The sequence below is a fragment of the Microcoleus sp. PH2017_12_PCY_D_A genome, assembly GCF_020738565.1.
GTDB lineage: Bacteria > Cyanobacteriota > Cyanobacteriia > Cyanobacteriales > Microcoleaceae > Microcoleus.
This window is the reverse complement of sequence record NZ_JAEQCI010000109.1, coordinates 1-25,148: the sequence shown is the minus strand read 5'-3', so window position 1 is coordinate 25,148 and position 25,148 is coordinate 1. Positions and strand designations below refer to the sequence as shown.

The following is a 25,148-nucleotide window of genomic DNA, read 5'->3' as shown; positions in this document are numbered from 1 at the left end:
CAGTGCGCACCTTACCCATGCCAAACCCAAAATTTACGGGCTTGACTTCTCTGAAATAAACCAGTATTTGTAGGGTGCGCACTGCGCACCTTACCTAACAGCATCTGGCTCAAACTTTCACAGCTTTATCCAAAGGAAAACCCAGATGTTCGCGCTGTTCCAAATAAAGCTGAGCAACCCGCCGCGCCAAATTCCGAATCTTGGTAATGTAGCGAGTTCTTTCCGTCACCGAAATCACGCCTCTAGCATCAAGCAAATTAAAAGTGTGAGAACATTTTAACACATAATCTAGACTCGGCAAAACCAAGCCTTTTTTGGTCAATTGTTCAGCTTCTTGCTCGTACAATCCAAACAAAGTAAACAGCAATTCAGGATTAGAAGCTTCAAAGTTATAAGTACACTGTTCAATTTCTCCTTGCAGGTGAACGTCGCCGTAAGTTACGCCATCTTTCCACTGAATTTTCGTCATCGCATCAACTTCTTGGAGATACATTGCGAGGCGTTCCAGCCCGTAGGTAATCTCAATCGAAACCGGGCGACAATCAATGCTACCGCACTGTTGAAAATAGGTAAATTGAGTGATTTCCATACCGTCGAGCCAGACTTCCCAGCCCACACCCCAAGCTCCTAAAGTAGGAGATTCCCAGTTGTCTTCTACGAAACGAATATCATGGTCTTCTGGTATAATTCCCAATGCTCTCAGGGAGTCTAAATAGATTTCTTGGATATTAGGAGGAGATGGTTTAATTAAGACTTGATATTGATAGTAATGTTGGAAGCGATTGGGATTTTCGCCGTAGCGTCCGTCGGTGGGGCGGCGACAGGGTTCGACGTAGGCGACAGACCAAGGTTCGGGCCCGATCGCTCTGAGAAAAGTGTGGGGATTCATGGTGCCTGCACCTTTTTCTGTGTCGTAGGATTGGGCGATCAGGCAACCGCGATCGCTCCAGAATTTGTTTAAGGTGGCAATGACTGATTGAAAGTTCACTGGTTTAAATATGGTTAGGGAGTGTCTCAACTTATTTAAGCATAAAAAAGGGAGGGTTTATTTTAATAAACCCTGTATCGCTGGATATTTAAGTTTTTTTTTCAGGTATCTTGTATCGATCGAGTTATTGCGATCGATGGCTTCTGGGAGGCGATCGCTACACCGCCTGAAACACCACTGGGCTAGCACTATTTTGATAATCGAGGCCAGTCATAATATGCTCTGGTTGGATACCTGCGACAATCAGTGCAGGGGTTAGCCCTTGCTCAAAGTTATCTTCTTCTATGATGACATGGCGATCGACCAAGCGAGCGTGAAACAGAATCGTGTCCATCCAGCGTTGCTTATCCCAACCTGTAGCGAGAATCAGGAAATGGCCTGAATCCGTATCGCAGACAGGATAAAGCTGAATCGCTTGTAAACGAGGTTGCGATCGAGTTGCTTCTTGTAGGGTTTGTTTCAGGATATCTGCATAATTTAGTGAGCGATCCATTGAACAATAGCCTCCTGCTCTGGTTCGTAAACTAATAAGTTAATTCTATTACGTTGAACGGCTAGCTGAAAAATTGGTTTTTGGAAATGTCGAATATAGATGGCTTGAGCGATCGCTAGGAACAACTGCCGTTTCTGTTCTTGCTCCATATCTTGAGTAGAATCGCCCTACTCGGCTTTTTCATGTTTGCGTTTTTCGATTTCGGCGATCGGTAACAAAAGTATATCTTCTATTTCTTTCTTTACATCATTACTGACCACGACACTTTCTCTTAAACATCTTATCAAAAGAGTATTGCAGTAATAGTAACTTTGTAAAAAATCTTTTTGTTCTTTATTAAATTCCCATGCATAACTAATATTCATAACAACTTTTAACTCTTGGGCGGCAGTTCACAAAGAATCTTTCCTCTTTCAGATTCAGGCATTAAGTCTCTTAATCTATCAATAATTTTACCCCGAAATCTTGATAAATTTGAAAGGAGAGCCATCGCATTTGTCCTGTGATATTTTTCCATGAGTCCACGTGCTATATAGATACAATTTGCTAATAAATCATCACTTTTAAATTTAGAAAATGACATTAAATGTGGTTCTATACAAATCGCAATAGGATAACATCTTCGGGGTAAAAAATTATATTTATCGCCTGGTATGGAAAAGAAAAGCTCGAAGTAAAATATCCGAATTGCACTTACGTTCGGGATAACGGAACTTGTATTTTTATTATCCAGATTGATCAAGAATTTATAAGAATCAGCAATTGTATTAAGCCACTTAAATAATTCATATAATTCACCTTCCAGATCGATTAAATCTTTGTCAATAGCTTGCTTCATTTGTAGCAGTAAACTGTCAGCATCTTGAGTTATATCTGCTATTAACAGAAAAACTTGTTGCCAAGGTTTGTCTGGAAGATATTTGACTAATTTATGCCAAGGGGTATGCCTGCAAAACCACTTCGCCACCAAATACTCTTGAAAAGTAAGGTGCGAAAATGACCAAACCTTCTGACTTCGCTCAATTAACAACCCATGCTGCGCTTCCATAGCCTTCAACACCACCCGACTATCCCGCTGCCCAATCCCTAAAAACTCCGCAATATATCCCTCAATCTCCGTCTGCTCAAACAATACATACTGCGCCTGCTCAAACTTCTTCACTGCCAGATAGCTCAATAAATCTAACTTTCGCTCCACCGACAAATCTCGATAAATCTCATCTCGCTCAATCTCTCGCGACTGATCCCACCGCTCCAGTAGCAACTCCAAACCCTCTTCATACAACTTGGAGCGCTTTGAGTAAAACTTCTCATTTGAGTGAAAAACTACACAGGTTAAACTCAGCAAAATCGGCGTAATTGCTAACTCCAGAATCGGCTTATTCGACTCTAAAAAGAGCTGTTCCAAAAACTTCCCCGCCCTCGCCATTCCCACCAACTCATTTCCCATCACAGTCTTAAACCAATGTTCTGAAAACGATCGCGCCTGGCCTTCATTAAAATCCGCCACCTCCACAAATTCAAAATTTAGAGATTTCCAGTCCATTTCGCCAGTAAAACTCTGCGTTCGACACGTCACAATTACTTGCACCTGCGGATAGTCACGAGCAAACTTCTTAATTTCCTCGGTGATATTCTTCCCATTCTCCCCCGTCACCTCATCCAACCCATCCAGCAGAAGCATCGCCCGACCTTGTTTGAGTAGGGTTTCTGTATCTGATAACTGCCAACACTTCTCTAGATAAGGCTTTAGCGCATAGAAAACCTCACGTCCATCCCTCACAAAATCCCGCAGCCTAATCAAAACCGGAATCCGGTGTGCTTGTAAATTCCCTGCATTGCACTCCGTTACCCCTCGCTGCAAATATGTCGTTTTGCCCGAACCCGGTTTGCCCACCACCATCAGGTTTGTATTCTTTGCCAGCACCTCTAAGCCTGACACCCGTTCCTGTTCCTTACCCAAGCCAATGCGATCTAAACCGCGAGCGCTGGGATTGTTCATGAAATCTTGTGACAAGTCATCGTATTCCGACCTATGACTACTACTCAGCTTTTCCAGAATATTGACATCCACAAACAAGTCACCCAAAGGCACCCAACGATCGACACCCCAAAGCGGCATGGTTCCGTGCAAGCGTTGAATGTCATCGTGAAAGCGCGATCGCAGTTGCTGAACTAACGCATCAATATCATCTTTCAGGCTCTCCAGAGGCGGATCTGACAGCGAATTTGGTGGTTTACCTTTCTCCTGAACCTGTTCATCGTCGGGTTGCCATTTCAGTTTGAGCTTTTTGCAGATGCCAAGAAACTGCTTGCGCTGAACAGGTTCACCTTTGAAAAATTTGTTGATGGTGGTACGCGACATCTTTAATTCAGCAGCCAAATCTGATTTGCTACCAAATTTTGCTAATGCGATGTCCGCGTTTTTCAGTTGAGTTGGCGATAGTCTGAGAGAGCGTCCGCTAGGTTCCGTCATGTAGTGGTTTCAGGTTTCTCCAATTATAGCGACGCGATCGTAACTTGGACAAACTTGTACATAACCTGAGCGGTGGGCGATCGGATCTAAAACCAGCCTCCTATCTTGCATTTGGCAGATTGTTGAGAGTTTCAACACTTCGGGACCAACATGAAGATTTCAAACAAGAAAAAATGGCTCAAAGTTACCGAGTTTGCAGTGGTTGGCGTTGCCACTTGCCTCAATCCCCACGCAGGATTTCTGCTGTTTCTGCTCAAGCTGTGCTTTCAAATTTTGACGGCATTGCAGAAAGATGAGACGAGTGAAATAGATAAAAGCTAGAAGCCCCGATCGCCTTTGCGAAAAAATTCAACAGGGCGATCGGTTCCCCAAGTCCTATAGCAATATCACAGTTTCAGCAGATTGATTTCCCCCATTACGAGGGCGAAGATGTAAGGTGATTTCCGTATCGAGTCGCTTGAGGAAAAGCAGTAGTTTTCCTTCGCTGAACCGTTGAAACTCTCCGTTCATTAAATGAGAGACTTCTGGTTGTGGAATTCCAAGTAATTCGCTCATTTCACGCTGTTCTAAGTTGCGCTGTTTCAACAGGCGAAGTACCTGAATCCCGATTTTACCTCGCGCAAAAAGTTCATCAGCATCTGCCAATCCAAGGTCAGCAAATACATTACCACTGCTTTCTTCAAAAATAGTTTCTTCTGTCATAATTGTTGCTCCCTAGCTAGTGCGTCTTGATAGCGTTTTTTAATTAAGTCAACATCAGCCTGTGGGGTTTTAATCCCTTGCCTTGATTTCTTCTGAAAAGCGTGCAATACATAGATTTTTTCACCAATCTTTACAGCATAAACTGCCCTGTAAGTATCGGTATCGTAACGTTTGACGATTTCATACACACCGCTTTCCACCCCTTTAAAGGACTTGGCTGACAAAGGTGTTTCCCCAGCTTGCACCAGTTGTAGGGAATAACCTACGGCTTTTTGTACCTCTTCAGGAAACTCGCGGATATTTTTGCGAGAGTCTCCCATCCAAACAAGAGGTCGTAAAGGCACTTCTATAGTATCTTTGTTATCGACCATTTTATACTAAATTTCCTGTAAAAACCCAGTTTGACAATAGCATAAAATGTTGCCAAGCCTAAAAATCGATTTCCTCGATCAGGGGTTCTTGTGTCATAGTTCTCTCTTGGCATGGTATAGTAGCCATCTTCGATTCCCATCGACAACTCATGAAAACAGACACCATTTTCTACAGCCTGTTTCAGGAATTTCCCAGCTTCTTCTTTGAACTGATCGATCGCCCTCCAGACGAAGCCGCCGCCTATGAATTCACCTCCCGCGAAATCAAACAACTCGCATTCCGCATCGATGGCTTATTTCTGCCCACCACCGAAGAACCTGAAAAACCATTTTACTTGGCAGAAGTTCAGTTTCAACCCGATGCCGACTTGTACTACCGCATCTTTGGCGAGCTCTTTCTCTATCTGCGACAATACAAACCCTCCAATCCTTGGCGCGTGGTTGTCATCTATCCCAGCCGCCGCATCGAACACGAACAGATGCTGCAATTTCAGGAACTCTTAACTAGCCAGCGCGTGCAGCGGATTTACCTCGATGAATTGCCAGAAGCCGCCGATCGCTCGCTGGGAGTAAAAGTTGTTAAACTGGTAATCGAGCCAGCAGAGACAGCCGCAGAACAAGCACGCCAGTCGATCGCAATGGCCCGACAGCAGTTGTCCGATCCGATCGTTCTACGCGATTTAATCAACCTCATCGAAACAATTATCGTCTACAAACTCCCCCAGAAAAGCCGCGAGGAAATTGCCATCATGCTGAATTTAAGCGAACTCAGACAAACCAGATTTTATCAAGAAGTCAAGCAAGAAGGTTTAGAAGAAGGACTCGAACAAGGTGAGCGGCAGGCGAAGTTAGAAGCCATTCGTCGGATGATAGCGTTTGGCATGAATTTAGAGACGATCGCGCAATTGTTAGATCTGTCTCTCGCATTTGTGCGGCAAACGATTAACAAAATCCAACGGGAATCGATGTCAGTTTCAGAACAAAACATTGACTCGTTTATCGAACTATTAACTCAACAGCGAGATCTCTTTTCTGCCGCACAATTAACCGAACTAGCGCAGCTAATTGAACCCTTATCCGATGAAAGTGATGTCCTTTCAGAAGCGATTTCATCCTGGGCTGAAAATTACTCTGTAATTCAGGAAGCTCAATCCAAACTGCTCGAACCACTACCGCCAGCCAAAGCATCAGAAACAACAGCAGTCAGTCCAGGAAGTAGCGAATCTCAAATAGGCGATCGGCTCAACAAACAAGCTCTCAAAAATGCCATTTTATTGTAGTGCGACATTCGATAATAATATTGTAGGGACACGGACTGCCCATTGGTGTCAATTTAAGCTGTCAGCCCGCCAAGTCCGCTAGTGGGCCCGCCAGTCCGCCAGGGAATTAATTCCCTGTCTAATAGGTAAAGTCCTCTAAAGAGGACTAATGAGTTCTTCAGTCCTCTAAAGAGGACTTTAGCTTTGAGACAGGGGTTTCAACCCCTGTCGGACTATTGCTTCTACCTTAAGTTGACACCAATGGGCACTGCCGTCTCCTAATTTCTAAACAACAGAATAGTAAGAGCCCCGACTTCTTGAAGAATTCGGGGCTCTTACCGTGAAAAGGTTTAGATTGCTTTCTCGTTTAGTCGGCGGGAGTGAGGGAAACTAAAAGCGATCGCACCGTGCGGGCCACCAGCTACCTTGGAAGCGGACGCGACCTGTTTGATTCGGGTAAATCGATTCATCGACGACTGCTTCTTCGTTGAAATAGACAAAATTGGTATTGATGTAGTTGTCCACTAACATATTGTTTTCTGTGCTGTAGGTGTGAACAGAAAAAATCGAACCGAAAGCTTTTCCTAAGTTAAACATTTCCCTGACTCCTTTTGTGTTAAAATATGTGGAAGTTTTATCGCCTGTTGATGCTATTTGAAAGATCGCATTTCCTGATTTTTCAAGCTCTGATTTAGTCTGCGGGAGTGAGGGAAACTAACAGAGTGATGCTGTCAACCGATCGCACCGTGCGGGCCACCAGCTACCTTGGAAGCGGACGCGACCTGTTTGATTCGGGTAAATCGATTCATCGACGACTGCTTCTTCGTTGAAATAGTTAAAGTTGGTGTTGACGTAATTTTTGATTAACAGATTGTTGGCTGTGCTGTATCCTTGAGTGGAGAAGATCGAGCCGAAAGCTTTTACTACGTTGAACATAATATTTACTCCTGTTGTGTTACAATAAATGGATGTGTAATTGTCGGTTTATGCTATTTGAGAGGCTGCATTTCCTCGGTTGAGATTGATTGATTGCCCTGATATTTCATTTTTCTTGTCTTTCCTAGTTAGATCCGGATTGAAGCCCAAGAATTTTTGAAATGTAGGAGGGATTTGAGAAGCGGTTGCGGGAGTTTAAATTCGGTAATTCCGAGGTATTGAATTAACGATTTAGTGGTTGAACCGTTGGTGAGATTTTTCTCAAGGGTAGATGTTGTTAGCTACATTAGAGATTGTCTGATTCCGCATTACTGCTGCTGTGAAGATGTTTTATTTTTGGGGTTGCTTTTTTTGATTGGCTGTGAGTCGTTTGCTTGACACTTACTAATTTGCCAGGAGTCGAATGTGTTTGGGGCGATCGCCAGTCCACTTTTATCGTCTGGTACTGGCACAGGACACTTGCAAACCTGCAAGCAACGATTTTTCAAGAATTTTAGCCTACTCATCTGGCTGGTAGCTGTGCCAATTTCGGCAACTGGACTACCGCAGGCTGTGAATTCTGAACTTACGCAGGGTCGATCGCGCAATCCGGAACATCCGTACATATCCCCTCCGCGACTCATAGGTTCGTAGTGAGGACTTCAGTCCTCTCTCTTCTAAAGTCTGATGAGGACTAAAGTCCTCACTACGAACCGATTTTAAGTTCGTAGTGAGGACTTCAGTCCTCTCTCTTCTAAAGTCTGATGAGGACTAAAGTCCTCACTACGAACCGAGCTTGCAATCACCATTCATTATTAAACAAATCGAACTTAAAATCAATTCATAAAATTCAGAAACTTAAACTCATAAAAATCATAATTATCAAGAACCTGCTTGATACTGCATAATTGTTACCGGAATTCTGAATAAAATTTTACCTAATTGAGACAAACCGAACTTGAATTTAAGCGACTGCGGCAAATCTTGCACGGAAACTTCCACGAAGCCAAAGCGAGTATAAAATGATGCCAGTCGCTTTCCCAAACATTCTAAATATAGCGGTTCTGTAGCCTGTTGAATTAAATATTTGGTCAGGTAAATGCCCAAACCGCGATCGCGCCAATCCTTCGCCACCACCAAACTACCCAACTCTTGCGCGCCCGTAAAGTTCCGCAACTGTCCGCAAGCCGCCAATTTCCCCTCACATTCGATCACCCAGAATTGCTCCCAGCGCAACTGAGTAGGATCGAGTTTAGCACTCCAAACTAACATTCTAATTGATTTGATATCTTGCTCCGACGCTTGGCGAATTTTGCATTCTGGGGGTAAGGAAACAGAACTTGCAATCATGAGTTATAGCTGGAAACTACAGCAGCGATTCGTTTGAAAATGCGAAAAACTTCGTAAAGTTCGTTTCCGGGATTCTGAATATCAAACAACTTAGATAAAGCATACTGCGGTGTATCTTGTTTAGTCACTTTGATGAATCGGAAACTGCTGCCATTAGTCAGAAGCCCAAACGTTGGTTGTTCTGAATTTGGGTCATTCAGCATATAAAATAGCAATTGAGGAAGTCCAGCTTCAACGGAATATTGCGATCGCTTGGCCTCGATCGCCACAACCCAAAAAGATTGCAGCAATAATAGGACATCTATGCTGCCCCTAACAATTATATCTTCATCTTCGACAATCAGTTCAACAGATTTTTCACATTCTATGTGAAAGGGAGTCAGGAAAAAATCTGCTACAAATAGCAAAGGAGCTAGTACCACCATTTTTACAGTATCTTCTAGGAAAGGGTATGAGGTACTATTGATATAGCCTGCTTTTACCTTGTCGAGCGATCGCTTTTCTGCATCTGTGATTTCTGGCAAATCATCAATCCATTCTCGGAAAAATTGCTCGTCTTCAGACAACTGTAGATTAAATTTTGTTTTGACATCGCGCAGGGTAAGTGCTTTTGCTTGAATGCTTTGTGTCATAGTTTTCTGTAGCTCTTAGCTAGTTGTAACTTATTGTAGCATATCAATTGTCGATCGCCCCCAGCAACACCTCAGCGCCAAACCGCACCGGATCGGTACAAGGCAATCGCGTTTCTGCTTCAATTCCTGCTATGGCTAACAGCGCTTCTGCGTCAGTTAAGTGATGAGTATTGAGAGCGATCGCACTGACTTTTGCCCCGACAAAAGCACCCGCAGCAGCGGCCACCATTTCGTACAATTCAACCACTTTCGACAAACTCGGAATCGATACGTGCGGGTGATTGCGAATGTGAGTTTGTCCGGCTCGGTGCGCTAAAATTAAGTGAGTTGGCTGTGTCCCCCGCAACAGCGGCAGAGTCGCCGTCGAACCCGGATGCAATAGCGAACCTTGCCCTTCTACGTGCAGAATATCGCATTCCGCACCCAATTTGATCGCGACTTGTTCGACAGCACCGGCGGCAAAATCAACTCGCACTGCATCCAAAGCAATCCCCTCATTTCCAATCATTAAACCCGTTTGTCCGGTTGCTAAAAATTTGGAACGCAAACCCCGCTGCAAACAAGTGCGATTGAGTTCCAAACTGGTTGACATTTTGCCAACGCTCATATCTGTACCGACAGTTAACACGCGGCGACAGCTTAATTTAGCAGCGGCGGCAGAGGCGATCGCCCCAACAGACTTCGGTTCCTGACGCACGTCCCAAATCCATTGATTTTCGGTTAACGGAACCGTTATCAAAGGTGCAAGTTTCGCGTGCAAACCGTTGACAACCGACAAACCTGCTGCTACCGCTCGATCAATTTCTGGCAGCCATTCCGGGGGCAAAATACCGCCGGAAGGAGCGATACCAATTAGCAGAATATTCGGCGCAAATTGCAGTGCTTCTGCAACGGAAGCTACGATCGGTACTTGTTGAGGAATGCCAGTTAATTTAGATAGAGATTGTCCTTGACATTGGCGGTCAATTACTGCTACAATTTGTGCTTCGCTGTAGCGCAAAAATGCTAAGCCTGTTTTGCCGGAAGCGCCGAGAATTCCCTCGTGCAGCAAGATAGCAACTTTGCCATTTTTGATAGTAGGATAGTTTTTAGTCATTGGTTCACTGTAGGTGATATCATAGCATCTCCCGATTAGTTGTGAGCGATACTTCTATTCTACAATGTCAATTCGCCGCACTCCCAATCCCGATCGCCCATTTGGCAGCAAACACCCATTTTCAACGACTGCGCCTGTGAAAGGATCGTCTAGTAAATTCAAGTGACTGTCCAAATCCAGATAATCAGCAAGGGGCGAAAGTTGGGCTGCTGCGGTATTTGCGATCGCACTATCGGAATAGCAGCCGAACATCACTTGCAGATTGCAGGCTTTTGCTGCGTGAATCATCCGCACAGCTTCCGTTAATCCGCCTGATTTCATCATTTTGATATTGATGCCGCGGACGCAGTGCGCTAACTTGGGTATATCCGAACTGTTAAAGCAACTTTCATCAGCAAAAATTGGCAGCGGCGATTGACGGTAAAGTTCTGCGAATTCAGCCAAATCTGCGACTGGTGAAAGCGGTTGTTCGACATAATTTATGTTGTATTTTTCCAACCAGTGACACATCTCTACAGCATCTTTCAAACTCCAACCACCGTTAGCATCAACACTAATTTGAATATTAGCCGGCGCTTCGTCTAATACTGCGATTAACATAGCTTTGTCGGCTTCAATTCCTTCGGGATTTCCCAACTTAATTTTGACGGCGCGGTATTTGATGCTTGCGGGATCTGTCGCATCTTTGCCAAACCAATCGCGCACTCTGTCTCTAGCACCAGATGGCGAATTTATGCCGATGGTGACGGATGTGGGGACGATGCGCGATCGATCTAATCCCCACATTTTCCACAGCGGGAAGCCTGCTTTTTTGCCCAGCCAGTCGTGCATTGCGATGTCGATGCCGGCGCGGGCGGCCGAGGGTAACTCGACTTCTGTGAAGATTTGTTCGACTTTTTGGCGATCGCACGGAGTAAACTTTTCTAGTAGCGGTGCAACTTCCTGCAATGCTGCTAGCAGACTCTCCGTAGTTTGGGGCTTAGAACCTGTGGAAAAGGGCGATGCTTCTCCCCAACCTTCGATACCTTCATGGGCTAATCTTACCCACAAATTCGTACTTTGGGCTGTTGTACCGCGGCTGATAGTAAGCGCAAACCGCTTGCGGACAGTGAAAGTTTCTATTTGAAGCTGCATGATTAGTTATAACCTGTGGATTGCAGGGTTGAAAACCCTAATCTTTGTTTGGATATTTTACTAAACATTTGTAATAAAGCCAACTGCTAATTGTAAACTATGCCATACTTCTAGGTAAGGAAGGTGTACATTTAGATCTAAATTAGCAACGAAATATCATGCCAATTTACTTTTACACAACTAGCAGCGAATACGGTAGTTTCTCTAACTTTTCCCGTCACGGAGTCGAGTTAGACGGAGAATACTGGCTGACTACCGAACATTATTTTCAAGCACAAAAGTTTCCCCAAACAGAACACTGCGACCAAATTCGCCAAGCAAAAACGCCGAAAGATGCAGCAAAAATGGGGCGCGAGCGAACTCGTCCCCTGCGCCAAGATTGGGAACAAGTCAAAGACGATATCATGCGAAAAGCCGTACTGTGCAAATTTAAAACTCATGCCGATATCCGCGAAATTTTACTCGCTACCGGCGATGAGGAAATAGTCGAGAATGCACCGGGAGATTACTATTGGGGTTGTGGGAAAGATGGCAGCGGCAAAAATATGTTGGGACAGATTTTAATGGAAGTGCGAGAGATTTTGCGAAAAGGCACGTAGCGAGTAAAACAGAACTTACAAGTTTGTAGTCAGGACTTCAGTCCTTTCTTTCTCAATTCAAGAGGGAGGACTAAAGTCCTTACTACGAACCCATGATAAAGCAGGACTTATTTAATCTTAAGTCCTGCTAGGCTGCTAAGCGAGCATTTCCTAAATTTTATTAAACACGGTGACTCAAACATCCGCCTGACCAACTGTCAAATTGTGTGCCAATCTCCTCAGGCTGTTCTAGTAGAGGGTTTAGCCTCTCCTCGGAGACTGCGAAGCAGGGGAAACGGTAAAAACCCTGCACCACTTTTTGGTTTTGACAACTATTGTCAACCAGAATTAACTTTTATCGTGGCAAGTACAGCATTGTTCGCCAGTCGCCTCCCGGACACCGTTCTCCTTAGGTTGGCGATTCACAGGTAAAACAACAAAACTCCTGTTCTGGTTAAGGTTTATTTATTATTTATGCTGTATGTTTCTATTCTCTGCGATTTCTCTAAAGTGTGACCTGTTGTACAGAATTCTTTACACTTTTTCGCTCGAAAAGATGCTGTTTCGGTTTTGAGTAAGAGATCGATCGCACTTTTGGAATCTTCCCTCAGACTTAAGTTCGGGGCTCGCAGCTTAAGCGAGTTTCCACCGAATTCTAAGATGGCTAGACTGTTAAGATTTTTGAGTTATTTGGCTGCATTCGCGCCGAACTGCCGCCGTTGCTGTTGAATTCGGTTAAATTCTTTCTGTTCTTCGCCCAGCAACGTATTCTCGATCGGCGATCGCATATCCCACTGCAACTCCGAGAGTAACAGCAAACATCCGGCCATAATTATGCCTGTGGTTAGATATTGCCAAGGGGCAACAAAGGTTAATAGAGGTATGCTAAATAAATGAGTTAGCCCGATCGCGATAAAAGCGCGCGATCGCAAACCGAGTCCAGTACAAAAATAGCCGATCGCGCTCAACCCCAACCACAAATCGCACAGATGCAGCAACCAAAATCCCCAACCGGCAAAAATACTGCAATCCGTCACAACCAAACCAGAAATCATCAAAATCGCCCAAGAGTAAAGAATCCAGCTAACCCGCTCGACTTTTACCCAAAACAAAGTCAAAACCGCCATTATCGCAGTGCCAATTAGAGTCACAGTTGACCACAAAATCGCCTGAAAGCTCCAACTAAGCGGGACAAACTGAGCCGTAAAAAAAATCCCCGCCGTCACCAAACCCCAAAGCAGAAAAGTTTGGTCAATGCGGGTATAAAATCCTGAGAAAAGAGTAATATTTCCGACTTGCCAGCGGAGGCGCAACAGGCCTGCGAGGTCTTGTACGTCGAGATGTTCTTGTTTGGAGCGGATTAAAGGTTCACAGGGGTTGAAGAAGGTCATTCAGTATGGTTTAAAATATCAAGTTTTGCGTATTGTAACAAAACGTCAAGAAGATTTTGCAGATTTTTATATCCTTTTTTCTCATTCTCCGGCTCTGCCTGGGGAGGTAGATCCCTCGGCTCTGCCTCGATTCCCAACAAATGAGGCAGAGCCTCCAGACATCAGTTCCCAGGCAGAGCCGGGGAACCAGTCAAGTTAAGTTGCAATATACGTTGAATTTGACGTACAATAAAAGCAACGTATATTTTGCGAATATAATTAAGGAGAGAAAATGAAAGCAAATCCCGGTGGAGCAATTGCGCCAGCAGAAGTCATGGGTAGAGACAAGCTGATTGTAGATTTGTGGGAAATTTTAGAGCAGCAAAGTGTCATATTGAGTGCCGAGCGCCGCATGGGGAAAACATCAGTAATTAAGAAAATGCAAGCGGAAGCTACCGCAGATAAATTGCCGATTTATCGTGACTTAGAAGGTATTAAATCGCCCTTAGGATTTGTCGAGAAAGTGTTTGAGGATGTCGAAAAATATTTAACAGGTTTGAAGCGCAACGCTAAGAAGGCTCGCGCCTTGCTAACTCAACTGGGAGGTACAGAATTTAGCGGTGTCAAGTTACCGAGCATTGCAAATACCCATTGGCAAGATTTGCTGACTCAAACCATAGCAGATTTGGTCGAAAATCAAGACCGTACAGTCATCTTCTTTTGGGATGAAATGCCGTATATGCTGGGTAATATCGGCGATGCAGCGGCTATGGACTTGCTCGATACTTTGCGATATATCCGCCAGACATACCCGGCTGTCAGAATGGTTTATACAGGTTCAATTGGCTTGCATCACGTTTTGAATGTTCTCAGAAAAGCGGGTTATACAAACGACCCCATTAATGATATGTACGTCCAAGACGTGCCGCCGCTATCCGATAAAGATGCAACTAATTTAGCTCGCAAATTGCTGGAGGGCGAAAATATTGCTACACCGGATATTCAAGGAAGTGCGGTTTTAATCGCCGATGAATTAAGTAATATTCCATTTTACATTCACCATTTAATTGTCAAACTCAAATTGCGCGGTGGTGCAGCGGACAAAGCAGGTATTGAGGAAGTCATTGGTGATTGTTTGGATGACCCGCTGAATCCTTGGAAAATGGAACATTATCGGGAGCGAGTTGATACTTACTACGATGAAAAACAGCGTCCTTATGCCCTGAATTTGCTTGATGTTTTGGCTGCTGCGGGCGATTCTTTGTCCTTTGATGAGTTGTTTGGTGGTATCAAGCAAGACTCAGAAACTCAAGATAAGGAAATGGCGAGGAAAGTTTTAAGGTTTTTGGAGCAGGATTACTATATTTACAAGAAAGATGGCAGATATCAATTTCGGTATCCGCTGATTAAAAAATACTGGAAATCCTTAAGATGTTAAGCAGAATTTAGCAGTCTAGTTATCTGGTATTCCACCAGTCCGGCAGGGGTTTAAACCCCTGCCTCATAGCGAAAGTCCTCTGAAGAGGACTAATACTAAATCCAAGACTATTCGTCTATTCATCTAATCTTTTTACTCATTCCCAGTGACAGAAAACTCATGAGTTTTTCAGTCCTCTTCAGAGGACTTTCGCTATGAGCCAGGGAATTTATTCCCTGGCGGACTATCGGGTTAGCAGAGAGACTAGCGAGTGGGATAACTAACAAAAAAAACAACAGAATCAATCCATGAAAAACACATTAATCTCCAGATTCACCCCGAGCTTGATGGCACCAGAAACCCTCGAAGCCATCCTAGTACAGCGTCACACACTAGCAAACTATTTAGTAGAAAACATCCGCGAAAGCGCCCTAACAGTCAACAAACATTATCAACTCCTAATCGGGCCGCGCGGCATTGGCAAAACCCATTTAGTATCTCTGATTTATCACCGCGTTTCTAAGATGAAGGATTTGCAGGATAAATTGCTCATTGCATGGCTGAGGGAAGAAGAATATGGGATAGCATCTTTTTTAGATTTATTGATTGCAATATTGCGCGCCATTGGTAAAGAATATCCTGCCGAATATCAAACGCAGTTACACGATGCTGTCGAAGGGCTTTATGAGTTGTCGGCGGAGGATGCGGAATCGCAAGCCGCACAATTGTTGAAAGATTTTATTGACGGCCGGGTTTTGCTATTAATTGTAGAAAATTTGGATGATGTATTTAGTGGCTTGGACGATATCGGACAAAAGCAGTTTAGGGCTTATATTCAAAATTATGGCTTTTTGACTATTTTGGCAACTTCCCAAAGTTTGTTTGATGGCATTGAAAGCCGCGATAAGCCTTTTTATGGCTTTTTTTACACTCACAATCTCAATGAATTATCACTCGATGATGCTGTAAATTTATTAAATCAGATTGCTAGCTTGGAAGAGAAAAGCGAATTAGCAGAATTTATTCAAAATTCAACGGGGCGAAATCGCATTAAAGTTGTGCATTTCCTGTCTGGTGGCAGTCCCCGCATCTATATGGTTTTCTCCGATTTTTTGGTGAACCGCGAATCTCTCAATGGACTGGTGGAAGCATTTATGGCGATGCTGGACGATTTAACGCCGTATTACCAGGATCGGATGAAATATATCTCAAATCAGCAGCGCAAGATTGTGGATTTTTTGGCAGATTTGCGCCGCGCGGCCCCGGTAAAAGAAATTGCCAAACGCTGTTTTATCACTCACCAAACTGCATCCAGTCAACTGAAAGATTTGCGGCAAAAGGGTTATGTGAAAAGTGAAGAAATCGGGCGGGAGTCTTGGTACGAATTGCGGGAACCGCTGATGCGTTTTTGTTTGGAAGTGAAGAAGCAGCGGAATGAACCGATTAGATTATTTGTGGATTTTTTGCGGGTTTGGTATACGAAGGCAGAGTTGCAGCAGCGATTGGGATTGAGGATAGCTGATGTTGATTTTGCGGAGAAGGAAAGTCTTTTTGAGTATCGGCGAAATTTGGAACCGATTCCACCTGATGATGTGATGGAACGAGAATATTATCGGCGGGCGCTGGAGGCTATTGAGAACAATGAGGAAGATCCTCTTCTGAAGGCTTATTATGATGAGATGGAAAATTGTCGCGAACAGAAAGATGATGTTTCTGCTTTAGCATATGCGGAAAAGTTGGTAGCAAGTCGCGGGGAGGTAAGGGATTGGTCGGTAAAGGGATACTTCTTAAATAGGATGAAACGGTACGATCAAGCTTTGGAGTGTTTAGATAAAGCTATTGAAAAGGACTCTAACTATGCGAAAGCCTTGGCTATTCGAGGCGATGTACTCGATAACCTCAAACGCTATGATGAAGCTTTAGGATCTTTTGATCGGGCGATTGCACTTGACGATAATGATAAGTTATCTTGGCGTAATCGAGGCAATGTACTCGATAACCTCAAGCGCTATGAAGAAGCCTTAGTATCTTTAGATAAAGCGATCACACTTGACGAAAATGATAAATTGACTTGGTATTGGCGAGGCATTGTACTCGACAATCTCAAATGCTATGAAGAAGCTTTAGTATCATTCGATCGCGCGATAGAACTTGATGCCAATTATAAGTTAGCTTGGCGTAACCGAGGCATTGTATTCGACAATCTCAAATGCTATGAAGAAGCTTTAGTATCATTCGATCGCGCGATAGAACTTGATGCTAATTATAAGTTAGCTTGGCGTAACCGAGGCAATGTACTCAACAACCTCAAACGCTATGATGAAGCATTAGCATCCTTTGATAGGGCGATAGAACTTGATGATAATTATAAGTTAGCTTGGCGTAACCGAGGTAATGTACTCAATAACCTCAAACGTTATGAAGAATCTTTAGAAGCCTACGATAAAGGGATCGAACTTGATGCCAATGATAAGTGGGATTGGCGTATGCGAGGTAATGTACTCGAGAACCTCAAACGCTATGATGAAGCCTTAGTATCTTACGATCGCGCGATCGAACTTGATGCTAATTATCAGTGGGCTTGGCGTAGGCGAGGTGATGTGCTCAACAACAACCTCGAACGCTATGAAGAAGCTTTAGTATCTTACGACAAAGCCATCAAACTTGACGACAATCATAAGTTATCTTGGGCTAACCGAGGTAATGTACTCCATAACCTTAAACGCTATGATGAAGCTTTAGTATCTTACGATCGCGCGATCACAATTGATGCCAATTATCAGTGGGCTTGGGTTAAGCGAGGCCATGTACTCTACAACCTCAAACGATATGAAGAAGCTTTAGTATCCTTCGATCGGGCAATCGAACTTGATGCCAATGATCCGTGTTCTTGGACTGGGCGAGGTTACATTCTGGGAAAACAAGGCTACTTTCTAGGAAAACCAGAATATTACGAAGAAGCGCTACTTTCCTTCAATAAGATGATTGAACTTGATGAGCAAGATAGCTATGCTTGGAATAATCGAGGCTGGGTACTGTGCCGACTTGGGCAATATGACCAAGCACTAATATCCCTCGAAAAAGCGATCGAATTCGGTTTTCCAGATTGGTATGCCTTTTTCAATCGTGCTGAGTCTTTACTAGCGCTGAATCAATGGGATGAAGGTATTACAGCCTTAGACGATGCGATTTATCGCTTTACTCAAGAGGACATGACAGAAATTGACAACACAGAAGCGATCGTCCGCAATTTATTCAACAATACCAGCGATATTGCAATATCCCAAACTTGTATTAAAACACTAATCGAACTTTACAACAAGCACAATATCATCTCAATCTTAGGACAGGGAATTGTGCGAAACATCCCCGCGCTAATGTCAGAAATGGTCAGCGACAAAGCCGCCCGCACTTGGTTAGAATTGTGGCAAGAACAAACCAGCAACTACGAACAATTCCAAATTCCCATCCGCCTGCTGAATGCGGCTGTCCGCTATAAAGAAACAAAGGGCGACAGGCGAGTTTTGCTAGAACTTCCCATTGAAGAACGCAATTTATTAGAACCGTTGGTGTCAACAAAATCAGAATAAGACCCGGCGGTTGAAACCGCAATAAGACCCGGCGGTTGAAACCGCGTCTATACAAGCAAAACCTGCCTCCGCAGGTTGAAGATGAAACGATTAAGATATGTTATTCTCTTAAGTCGGCGTCCGGCGGACATCGTTTGTATAGCCGCGGTTTCAACCGCCGTCTTATTTCAAACGTATTGTCTTAGAAAATAGGTATAAAATAGAAATTGATGATACTAGCAAAGGACTCATCCCCATGACGGCAACAATTCCCACAAAAACCTCATCAGAAATCATCTACCCCGACAGCGACGGCAAACCCATGTCAGACAATACCAAACAGTTTGAATTAATTGTCACCATTCAAGGTGGAATAGATGCCTTATACAAAGACAACGAAAATGTCTTTGTAGCAGGTGATTTGCTGTGGTATCCCGTCGAAGGAGACAACAAAACTCGCCAAGCACCTGATACGATGGTAGTGTTTGGCAGACCCAAAGGTTACAGAGGTTCCTACCAACAGTGGCTTGAAGATAATATCGCCCCGCAAGTTGTCTTTGAAATCATCTCCCCCGGCAACCGCATGGGGCCCATGTTTAAGCTTTTTAATTTCTATCAGAATTATGGAGTCGAAGAATATTATGTCTACGATCCAGAGGATAATGAGTTAATGGGTTGGGTGCGAAGTGATGGAAAACTTAACTATATTGAATCAATTGAGGGTTGGGTAAGTCCGCGTTTGGAAATACGTTTTGAAACTGCATCGGGAGACTTGGAAATTTATCGTCCCGACGGACTGAAATTTTTGTCTTATGTGGAGTTGTCGAGACAAATGGAACAAGAACGACAGGAGAAAGAGTTGGTACAGCAAAAAGCCGATCGCCTTTCAGAAAAACTCCGAGAAATGGGCATAAATCCAGAGGACATTTGAGAGTTTTGTAGTCTTAGAAGCGCGAGTAGTCAGAAACCGGGTTTTTATCGCATTTGCGGGCTGTAACGAAGTATTATCGTAAAAAACCCGGTTTCTCGGCCCCCATATCTTAGACTATGCAAAATCCCCGTCAAATAGCCTTTCTCGCACTCCGCGAAGTCCACCGCCGCGGTGCATTCGCAGATGCTGCGCTCGATCGCACTTTACGCAACTCTCAACTCAACGACCTCGATCGCCGTTTAGTCACAGAATTAGTATACGGTAGCGTCAGGAGAATGCGATCGATCGACTTCATCATCGACAAACTAGCCACAAAAAAATCCTCCCAACAACCGCCAGATCTCCGCACCATCCTGCATTTAGGCTTGTATCAACTCCAATATCTCAACCACATCCCCCCCTCCGCCGCCGTCAACACCACCGTTCAACTAGCAAAAGAAAACAAATTGTCAGGACTCAGCAGTTTTGTCAACGGCTTGCTGCGGCAATATATTCGTTTAACAGAAACCGACTTAAACCCATTAACAGTTACTAACTATAAATCATCAGTCGAACGCCTCGGAATTCTCCACAGCTTCCCCGACTGGCTAGTAGAATTGTGGAACGAACAAATAGGCGAAACCGAAACCGAACAACTCTGCGAATGGTTCAATCAATCCCCCACAATTCATCTCAGAATTAATCCCTTAAAAAGCTCGATCGCCCAAATCGAGACCGCCTTCCAAGCCCACAACATTTCAACTAGCAGAATCCCCCATTTACCCCAAGCATTAAGACTAAATGGCAGCACCGGCGCAATTCAAAACCTCCCCGGATACGGCGAAGGTTGGTGGACAATCCAAGACAGCAGCGCTCAATTAGTCACCCATTTACTCGATCCGCAGCCCGGGGAAACCATCATCGATGCCTGCGCCGCACCGGGAGGGAAAACCACCCACAGCGCTGAATTAATGCAGGATACAGGCACTATTTACGCCTGCGATAAAACCGCTAGCAGACTTAAAAAACTTGCTGAAAATGCCGATCGACTCCAGATGAAATCTATTAAAATTCATACCGGAGACAGCCGCCACTTCCCAGAATTTATCAACCTAGCAGACAGAGTATTATTAGACGCACCTTGTTCGGGCCTCGGAACCCTCCACCGCCGCGCCGACGCCCGCTGGCGACACACGCCCGAAAATATTCAACAACAATCGCAACTGCAATCGGAATTGCTAGCAAATGCAGCGACATTTGTCAAGTCCGGCGGCGTCTTAGTTTACGCAACTTGCACGATTCATCCTTTGGAAAATGAACAGGTTGTGCGATCGTTCTTAGACACCAATCCACACTGGCAAATTGAACCGCCAACCATTGATTTACCAGTCCAGCCATCACCAGAAGGATGGGTCAAAGTTTGGCCGCACAAGCATCAAATGGATGGCTTTTTTATGGTGCGGCTGAAACGATTTAAGAAGGACTGAAGTCCTCACTACAAACCTGAGTTCGTAGTGAGGACTTTAGTCCTCATTTGTGCATATTTTAGTCAATTAGGACTAAAGTCCTTACTACAAACCGATAGTTTAATATCTCGGTTCTTCATAACGTTCGGGTTCTTGATAAGCTGGTTCTTGATAGGCCGGTTCTTGATAGGCCGGTTCTTGATAAGCTGGTTCTTGATAAGCTGGTTCCCGGTGTTTGGGCTCGGGATTGGGATTGTAAGGGACGATCGCACCATCCTCATTCACAATCATCCCTCGAATAATCTCCTTCGGTTCGACGGGTTTCGCCTTAATACTGCCTTTGCGGCCCTCCAACTCAGGTAATTTGGGAAACTCCTGTACCGGCATTCCCTTCACGGCTTGACTCATAAAATCGCGCCAATTGTAAGCAGCAGTACCGCTAGTTCCCCCCGTCGGATAATTGTCATCATTCCCCAGCCAAACCCCAGTCACCACCTGCGGAATGTAACCGATAAACCACAAATCCCGCACCTTTTCCGAAGTGCCAGTTTTGCCAGCTACAGCGCGATCGCCCAAAGAAGCAGGCCCGCCCGTACCACCAGTCACCACACCCTGCAACATCCAAGTAGTAATCGCAGCACTATCCTTATCCAAAACCCGCTTCGGTTTAAAATCAGCCTGATAAATCACATCTCCCCGCTGATCGATCACCTTAGTAATGCCGTGGGCTTCAATAAAATTACCTTCCGACGCTAACGTACCGTAAGCATTAGTTAATTCCAGCAAATTTACCTCAGACGAACCCAAAGCCAGGGAATAAATCGGACTTAATTTAGACTTAATTCCCATATCGTGGGCTAATTTGATCGCAGGTTCAAAGCCGACATCCATCAACACCCTGACAGCTACGACATTCACCGAACTCGTCAAAGCATCAGAGATCGATCGCCAACCGCTAAACTTTTTCCCGTAATTATTCGGTTGATAGCCGTCGATAATAATTGGCGCATCTTCATAGCTGTCGTAGGGCGAAAAACCCGCAGCCATCGCCGCCGCATAAACCAACCCCTTAAAAGTCGATCCGGGCTGCCGCAAAGCCTGCGTAGCCCGATTAAACTGACTGTCTTTAAAACTTCCGCCACCTACCAGGGCCTTAACTTCCCCTGTTTTAGCTTCTATTGAAACCAAAGCCGCCTGTTCAAAACCCTGACGGCGGCCATCAACATCGATCGCATCTTTAATAACTTGTTCCGCTATTTTCTGCCACTTCAAATCCACCGTCGTCTCCACAGTCAAGCCGCCGGATTCCAAAGCATCCTTAGAAACATAGCGCGGCAATTCCTTGCGAATGTAACTAGCAAAATAAGGCGCGATTACTTTAAATCGTTTCGGCTGACTTTGTTTCACTTTTATGGGTTCCGCCTGGGCTTCCTTCGCCTGGGCCTCTGTAATTACCTTCGATTCCTGCATTTGTTGCAGCACAATATTGCGGCGTTGCTTAGCAATATCCGGATTAACTAAAGGCGAATATTCGCTCGGTGCTGGCGGCAAACCCGCCAAAGTTGCCATCTCTGCCAAAGTTAATTTATCGACTGATTTGCTAAAGAAAACCCAAGCCGCATCCGCCACTCCGTAAGCATCTGAACCCAAATAAACCAGATTTAAATATCTTTCTAAAACTTGCTCTTTAGTCAACTCCCGCTCTATTTTTTGAGCTAAAAGAGCTTCCCGAACCTTCCGCTTCAGGCTTCTTTCCTGATTGAGAAAAACGACACGGGCCAATTGTTGGGTAATTGTACTGCCGCCCTGCACCAAATCTCTCGCTATCACATTAGAAGCGATCGATCGCACAATACCTTGATAATCCACCCCGCGATGTTCGTAAAAACGGCGGTCTTCTATCGCAATAAAAGCTTTAGTCAACAGTTCGGGAATTTCCTTAAGTTTCAGCTTATCTCTAGTTGCCGGCCCCGACTGCAACAAAATCGTATTGTCAGCCGCCTTAATTGTCAGCGTTCCATCGCGGTTAAACGCCGACAAATCGTTAACATCCGGCAAACCTTTGTCTAAGGTGTATAAAATCCACAAACCGTAGATTAAAGCGCCACTTCCTATACTGATAACACTTAAAGCTATCCAAAATCTCGGGCGACGGGATATCCGTTTTTTAGTCTTTTTCTGCGGCGCGCTATCTTCCTCCGGTGCAATACTTTCCTGTAGTTCGGTATTTATTTGCAGTTTGGTATTTGGAGATGCAATATTTTCCTGTATTTTCGTATTTATTTGCAGTTCGGTATTTTCAGGTGCAATACTTTCCTGTAGTTCGGTATTTTGAATAACACTATTTTGAGGTGCAATATTTTCCTGTATTTCCGTATTTATTTGCAGTTCAGTATTTTGAGGTGCAATACTTTCCGGCAACTCCCTACTATGGGATTTTTCGGGTAATTTAGTTCCCAGCACGCTCAATCCCGGCCGCAACAATTCCTTGCCTTTTGCTTGCAAGCTGGTAACTTGAGGTTCAATTTCCAACCAAACGATTAAGCGCCTCAACCCTTCCCAATCGCGCTTGACTATTGGATATTCATCGTGTTCTGACTCTAAATATTCTGATGCTAATTTAGACTCTTCTTGCGGTGCAGCATCTTCTGATACAACATACTCCGATCGCCCATCCGTTGTCCGTGCAGACAATTCAAGCGGGGATGGCGGCGAGTTTAGCCCGGTGCTATTGGCAGCATTTGGCGATTCTCGATCGGAATTACCGCCTGCTCCCTTAGTGACTTTGCTCAATTTATCCTTGATATTTGAGAAAAATTCTGACACGTTCAGACCTTCAAACCTCATCAATTTAAATTAAAAATTAAAAATTAAAAAGGCTAGCTCTCTTCAATTTTTAATTTTTAACTTGACATCTTTTCTTCAACAATACTGTGCAGAGTCTTGAGTTATTTATTTTGAGTTAAAAACCATTTTACTCAAAATAAATAACTCAAAATTCTTATCAACCAGCATGGCCCAGTGCCAAACCCGCTACCAGCATACCCAACACCAGGAAAGGCTGAGCACTTGCCTGATATTTAACATCATTTTCCAGGGGATTACGCAAAAAGTACATATCCTGAAAAGTGATTTGGGGAACGATCAGCAGCAGGAGAATGACAGCGTAAAGGTTTTGGTGAATGCCGATCAGGTAGACTGCAATGCCTGCTTGAAAGATGTCGATCGCCAACACGCAAATCCAGGCTGCGGTTTCGACGCCAAACATCACTGGCAAAGATTTTAACCCTAATTGGCGATCGCCCTCGACACTTTTGAAATCATTAACGATCGCAATTCCCAGCCCTGCCAAACTGTAAAACAAAGTCAAAACCATAATCGTGGGATCTAGTGTACCAAACAAAGCTTGACCTGCCCACCAAGGCAGAGCAATGTAGCTAGCACCTAGGGCATAATTTCCCAACCAGCCATTCTGCTTGAGTTTCAGCGGTGGCGCGGAGTAGATGTAAGCTAAAAATGCGCCGCCGAGAGTCAAAACAGTCATGATGGGGAATTCATGACCCGCCCACAAGTCTAGAGCATAGGCTACCGCAATGCCTGCGGCTAATAATACCAAAATTTGCGTTACTACTTGGGGAATCGAGATAATCCCCGACGGAATCGGGCGGTAGGGCTCGTTAATGGCGTCGATGTCGCGATCGTAAAAATCGTTTAAAGTTTGAGTGTAGCCGGCCAGCAAAGGCCCTGACATCAACATACAAGCAGCGGCGATCGCAAAATTCTCTAAATTCCAAACATAGTTTCCCGAAGAAGCCGCCCCGCACACCACGCCCCACATCAGGGGAATCCAGGTAATCGGTTTCATCAGTTGCAAGCGAATCTTCCAGATGGAAGTTTCCCCGCTAGCAGCCCCTTTCATACCCAACATTTGCCGAGTTTTGGCACTGCGCTTGGAGGTAGCAGCGCTTGGAGGTGTGGGTTCTGGGGTGATTTGGGATGGAGGAGAGTCAGACATAATTTGATGTGAGCGGTACTGCTACTATTGTGTAGTTTTCTGTTTCAATAATAATTCTGTAGGATACCACTGATATTTAAGGCATCGTCTGGAAAACTTACCCGGGATTGGAGTTGATGCTAGAGAAAAATATGGGTTTTACCAAAATATTTTAACTCCTCGCCGGGAATTCCCCCGGCATAGCTGTACCCAGCTTGATGGCCCGATGAAAGGCTCTTAGATTGTAGGTACGGAAATCTCCAAATCTTCTTGACATCTTTATAGCAATCTGTATAATCCAGTAAGGAGGTATTAAGATGTTGCACAAAGCTGTCAAAATTCGACTTTATCCAACTCAAGAGCAGCAAATATTGCTATCTCAGCACTTTGGCTGCACCCGCTGGTGGTGGAATTATGCTCTAAATAAG

At 44.4% G+C, this 25,148-nt stretch carries 25 protein-coding genes; 8 read left to right on the top strand and 17 right to left on the bottom strand.

All coding sequences use genetic code 11. The annotated features are described in order from the left end of the window. Positions 1-109: 109 nt before the first annotated feature. From glyQ to JGK39_RS26250, 5 genes are all read right to left on the bottom strand, one after another. Entirely contained in the window at positions 110-988 is an 879-nt protein-coding gene (gene glyQ, locus JGK39_RS26270) for a glycine--tRNA ligase subunit alpha (RefSeq protein WP_293259474.1), read from the bottom strand. 157 nt (positions 989-1,145) lie between these two features. Then, a complete protein-coding gene (locus tag JGK39_RS26265) occupies positions 1,146-1,481 on the bottom strand; it encodes an element excision factor XisI family protein (protein WP_293259471.1) in 336 nt (111 codons plus the stop codon). Beyond that, positions 1,466-1,630 (bottom strand): element excision factor XisH family protein, encoded by a 165-nt coding sequence (locus JGK39_RS26260; protein WP_293297871.1) that lies wholly within the window; start codon positions 1,628-1,630, stop codon positions 1,466-1,468. The genes JGK39_RS26265 and JGK39_RS26260 overlap by 16 nt, the downstream gene beginning before the upstream one ends. An 18-nt stretch (positions 1,631-1,648) precedes the next feature. After that, positions 1,649-1,846, bottom strand: coding sequence for a hypothetical protein (locus tag JGK39_RS26255; RefSeq protein ID WP_293322482.1), 198 nt, complete (start codon positions 1,844-1,846; stop codon positions 1,649-1,651). A gap of 8 nt (positions 1,847-1,854) precedes the next feature. Continuing rightward, positions 1,855-3,957: an NACHT domain-containing protein gene (locus JGK39_RS26250; RefSeq protein ID WP_293322479.1), complete on the bottom strand. Its 2,103-nt coding sequence runs from the start codon at positions 3,955-3,957 to the stop codon at positions 1,855-1,857. A gap of 150 nt (positions 3,958-4,107) precedes the next feature. Here JGK39_RS26250 and JGK39_RS26245 point away from each other — a divergent pair, with 150 nt between their 5' ends. Then, on the top strand, positions 4,108-4,278 hold the full coding sequence (locus JGK39_RS26245; protein WP_293297865.1) for a hypothetical protein: 171 nt from the start codon (positions 4,108-4,110) through the stop codon (positions 4,276-4,278). Positions 4,279-4,332: 54 nt separating this feature from the next. On the opposite strand, the gene JGK39_RS26240 is transcribed toward JGK39_RS26245, so the two are convergent. Both JGK39_RS26240 and JGK39_RS26235 read right to left on the bottom strand, forming a co-directional pair. Beyond that, the gene (locus tag JGK39_RS26240) at positions 4,333-4,659 is read right to left on the bottom strand and encodes an XRE family transcriptional regulator (RefSeq protein ID WP_293297862.1); all 327 of its coding nucleotides are present in this window, start codon (positions 4,657-4,659) and stop codon (positions 4,333-4,335) included. Then, on the bottom strand, positions 4,656-5,030 hold the full coding sequence (locus JGK39_RS26235) for a type II toxin-antitoxin system RelE/ParE family toxin (protein ID WP_293297859.1): 375 nt from the start codon (positions 5,028-5,030) through the stop codon (positions 4,656-4,658). Before JGK39_RS26235 ends, JGK39_RS26240 begins: the two co-directional genes overlap by 4 nt. 149 nt (positions 5,031-5,179) lie before the next feature. On the opposite strand from JGK39_RS26235, the gene JGK39_RS26230 reads away from it, so the two are divergent. Further along, positions 5,180-6,310, top strand: coding sequence for an Rpn family recombination-promoting nuclease/putative transposase (locus tag JGK39_RS26230; RefSeq protein WP_293259462.1), 1,131 nt, complete (start codon positions 5,180-5,182; stop codon positions 6,308-6,310). A gap of 369 nt (positions 6,311-6,679) precedes the next feature. On the opposite strand, the gene JGK39_RS26225 is transcribed toward JGK39_RS26230, so the two are convergent. The 7 genes from JGK39_RS26225 to JGK39_RS26195 all read right to left on the bottom strand — a co-directional run bounded on the left by JGK39_RS26225 (position 6,680) and on the right by JGK39_RS26195 (position 11,416). After that, positions 6,680-6,886: an NfeD family protein gene (locus JGK39_RS26225; RefSeq protein ID WP_293322476.1), complete on the bottom strand. Its 207-nt coding sequence runs from the start codon at positions 6,884-6,886 to the stop codon at positions 6,680-6,682. Positions 6,887-7,003: 117 nt separating this feature from the next. After that, positions 7,004-7,225 carry an NfeD family protein gene (locus tag JGK39_RS26220; RefSeq protein ID WP_293322473.1) on the bottom strand — a complete coding sequence of 74 codons (222 nt, stop codon included), beginning with the start codon at positions 7,223-7,225 and terminating at the stop codon, positions 7,004-7,006. Positions 7,226-7,533: 308 nt separating this feature from the next. After that, the gene (locus JGK39_RS26215; RefSeq protein WP_293259452.1) at positions 7,534-7,830 is read right to left on the bottom strand and encodes a hypothetical protein; all 297 of its coding nucleotides are present in this window, start codon (positions 7,828-7,830) and stop codon (positions 7,534-7,536) included. 256 nt (positions 7,831-8,086) lie between these two features. Then, a complete protein-coding gene (locus JGK39_RS26210) occupies positions 8,087-8,554 on the bottom strand; it encodes a GNAT family N-acetyltransferase (protein ID WP_293259449.1) in 468 nt (155 codons plus the stop codon). Continuing rightward, complete coding sequence (locus tag JGK39_RS26205) at positions 8,551-9,186, bottom strand: type I restriction endonuclease (protein WP_293259446.1); 636 nt, start codon at positions 9,184-9,186, stop codon at positions 8,551-8,553. Before JGK39_RS26205 ends, JGK39_RS26210 begins: the two co-directional genes overlap by 4 nt. A 43-nt stretch (positions 9,187-9,229) precedes the next feature. Continuing rightward, positions 9,230-10,282: a DUF1611 domain-containing protein gene (locus tag JGK39_RS26200; protein WP_293259443.1), complete on the bottom strand. Its 1,053-nt coding sequence runs from the start codon at positions 10,280-10,282 to the stop codon at positions 9,230-9,232. Between the two features lie 54 nt (positions 10,283-10,336). Then, positions 10,337-11,416 carry a dipeptide epimerase gene (locus JGK39_RS26195; RefSeq protein WP_293259440.1) on the bottom strand — a complete coding sequence of 360 codons (1,080 nt, stop codon included), beginning with the start codon at positions 11,414-11,416 and terminating at the stop codon, positions 10,337-10,339. A gap of 158 nt (positions 11,417-11,574) precedes the next feature. Here JGK39_RS26195 and JGK39_RS26190 point away from each other — a divergent pair, with 158 nt between their 5' ends. Beyond that, positions 11,575-12,015 carry an NADAR family protein gene (locus JGK39_RS26190; RefSeq protein ID WP_293259437.1) on the top strand — a complete coding sequence of 147 codons (441 nt, stop codon included), beginning with the start codon at positions 11,575-11,577 and terminating at the stop codon, positions 12,013-12,015. A gap of 665 nt (positions 12,016-12,680) precedes the next feature. Here JGK39_RS26190 and JGK39_RS26185 read toward each other — a convergent pair. After that, positions 12,681-13,385 carry a hypothetical protein gene (locus JGK39_RS26185; RefSeq protein WP_293259434.1) on the bottom strand — a complete coding sequence of 235 codons (705 nt, stop codon included), beginning with the start codon at positions 13,383-13,385 and terminating at the stop codon, positions 12,681-12,683. 271 nt (positions 13,386-13,656) lie between these two features. On the opposite strand from JGK39_RS26185, the gene JGK39_RS26180 reads away from it, so the two are divergent. From JGK39_RS26180 to JGK39_RS26165, 4 genes are all read left to right on the top strand, one after another. Further along, entirely contained in the window at positions 13,657-14,802 is a 1,146-nt protein-coding gene (locus JGK39_RS26180) for a hypothetical protein (RefSeq protein ID WP_293259431.1), read from the top strand. A 287-nt stretch (positions 14,803-15,089) separates the two neighbouring features. After that, positions 15,090-18,371, top strand: coding sequence for a tetratricopeptide repeat protein (locus JGK39_RS26175; protein WP_293259428.1), 3,282 nt, complete (start codon positions 15,090-15,092; stop codon positions 18,369-18,371). Positions 18,372-18,606: 235 nt separating this feature from the next. After that, on the top strand, positions 18,607-19,281 hold the full coding sequence (locus tag JGK39_RS26170) for a Uma2 family endonuclease (protein ID WP_293259425.1): 675 nt from the start codon (positions 18,607-18,609) through the stop codon (positions 19,279-19,281). 116 nt (positions 19,282-19,397) lie between these two features. Beyond that, a complete protein-coding gene (locus tag JGK39_RS26165; protein ID WP_293259422.1) occupies positions 19,398-20,747 on the top strand; it encodes a 16S rRNA (cytosine(967)-C(5))-methyltransferase in 1,350 nt (449 codons plus the stop codon). A 99-nt stretch (positions 20,748-20,846) separates the two neighbouring features. On the opposite strand, the gene JGK39_RS26160 is transcribed toward JGK39_RS26165, so the two are convergent. Further along, positions 20,847-23,573, bottom strand: a complete 2,727-nt coding sequence (locus tag JGK39_RS26160) for a PBP1A family penicillin-binding protein (RefSeq protein ID WP_293259419.1) — start codon at positions 23,571-23,573, stop codon at positions 20,847-20,849. A gap of 157 nt (positions 23,574-23,730) precedes the next feature. Beyond that, positions 23,731-24,741: a chlorophyll synthase ChlG gene (chlG, locus tag JGK39_RS26155; RefSeq protein ID WP_293259416.1), complete on the bottom strand. Its 1,011-nt coding sequence runs from the start codon at positions 24,739-24,741 to the stop codon at positions 23,731-23,733. 296 nt (positions 24,742-25,037) lie between these two features. Between chlG and JGK39_RS26150 the strand changes: the two genes are divergently transcribed. Then, positions 25,038-25,148, top strand: a 111-nt coding sequence (locus tag JGK39_RS26150; protein WP_293252581.1) for a helix-turn-helix domain-containing protein, incomplete at its 3' end; no start/stop codon positions are given.

What these genes read in the sequence shown, in the direction of transcription:
- JGK39_RS26255 (WP_293322482.1), bottom strand. Translation starts at nt 1,846, where the DNA reads ATGAATATTAGTTATGCATGGGAATTTAATAAAGAACAAAAAGATTTT.
- JGK39_RS26265 (WP_293259471.1), bottom strand. Translation starts at nt 1,481, where the DNA reads ATGGATCGCTCACTAAATTATGCAGATATCCTGAAACAAACCCTACAA.
- JGK39_RS26230 (WP_293259462.1), top strand. Translation starts at nt 5,180, where the DNA reads ATGAAAACAGACACCATTTTCTACAGCCTGTTTCAGGAATTTCCCAGC.
- chlG (WP_293259416.1), bottom strand. Translation starts at nt 24,741, where the DNA reads ATGTCTGACTCTCCTCCATCCCAAATCACCCCAGAACCCACACCTCCA.
- JGK39_RS26250 (WP_293322479.1), bottom strand. Translation starts at nt 3,957, where the DNA reads ATGACGGAACCTAGCGGACGCTCTCTCAGACTATCGCCAACTCAACTG.
- JGK39_RS26240 (WP_293297862.1), bottom strand. Translation starts at nt 4,659, where the DNA reads ATGACAGAAGAAACTATTTTTGAAGAAAGCAGTGGTAATGTATTTGCT.
- JGK39_RS26220 (WP_293322473.1), bottom strand. Translation starts at nt 7,225, where the DNA reads ATGTTCAACGTAGTAAAAGCTTTCGGCTCGATCTTCTCCACTCAAGGA.
- JGK39_RS26210 (WP_293259449.1), bottom strand. Translation starts at nt 8,554, where the DNA reads ATGATTGCAAGTTCTGTTTCCTTACCCCCAGAATGCAAAATTCGCCAA.
- JGK39_RS26190 (WP_293259437.1), top strand. Translation starts at nt 11,575, where the DNA reads ATGCCAATTTACTTTTACACAACTAGCAGCGAATACGGTAGTTTCTCT.
- JGK39_RS26260 (WP_293297871.1), bottom strand. Translation starts at nt 1,630, where the DNA reads ATGGAGCAAGAACAGAAACGGCAGTTGTTCCTAGCGATCGCTCAAGCC.
- JGK39_RS26180 (WP_293259431.1), top strand. Translation starts at nt 13,657, where the DNA reads ATGAAAGCAAATCCCGGTGGAGCAATTGCGCCAGCAGAAGTCATGGGT.
- JGK39_RS26205 (WP_293259446.1), bottom strand. Translation starts at nt 9,186, where the DNA reads ATGACACAAAGCATTCAAGCAAAAGCACTTACCCTGCGCGATGTCAAA.
- JGK39_RS26185 (WP_293259434.1), bottom strand. Translation starts at nt 13,385, where the DNA reads ATGACCTTCTTCAACCCCTGTGAACCTTTAATCCGCTCCAAACAAGAA.
- JGK39_RS26195 (WP_293259440.1), bottom strand. Translation starts at nt 11,416, where the DNA reads ATGCAGCTTCAAATAGAAACTTTCACTGTCCGCAAGCGGTTTGCGCTT.
- JGK39_RS26225 (WP_293322476.1), bottom strand. Translation starts at nt 6,886, where the DNA reads ATGTTTAACTTAGGAAAAGCTTTCGGTTCGATTTTTTCTGTTCACACC.
- JGK39_RS26200 (WP_293259443.1), bottom strand. Translation starts at nt 10,282, where the DNA reads ATGACTAAAAACTATCCTACTATCAAAAATGGCAAAGTTGCTATCTTG.
- JGK39_RS26160 (WP_293259419.1), bottom strand. Translation starts at nt 23,573, where the DNA reads ATGAGGTTTGAAGGTCTGAACGTGTCAGAATTTTTCTCAAATATCAAG.
- JGK39_RS26235 (WP_293297859.1), bottom strand. Translation starts at nt 5,030, where the DNA reads ATGGTCGATAACAAAGATACTATAGAAGTGCCTTTACGACCTCTTGTT.
- JGK39_RS26175 (WP_293259428.1), top strand. Translation starts at nt 15,090, where the DNA reads ATGAAAAACACATTAATCTCCAGATTCACCCCGAGCTTGATGGCACCA.
- JGK39_RS26165 (WP_293259422.1), top strand. Translation starts at nt 19,398, where the DNA reads ATGCAAAATCCCCGTCAAATAGCCTTTCTCGCACTCCGCGAAGTCCAC.
- JGK39_RS26170 (WP_293259425.1), top strand. Translation starts at nt 18,607, where the DNA reads ATGACGGCAACAATTCCCACAAAAACCTCATCAGAAATCATCTACCCC.
- JGK39_RS26215 (WP_293259452.1), bottom strand. Translation starts at nt 7,830, where the DNA reads ATGTACGGATGTTCCGGATTGCGCGATCGACCCTGCGTAAGTTCAGAA.
- JGK39_RS26245 (WP_293297865.1), top strand. Translation starts at nt 4,108, where the DNA reads ATGAAGATTTCAAACAAGAAAAAATGGCTCAAAGTTACCGAGTTTGCA.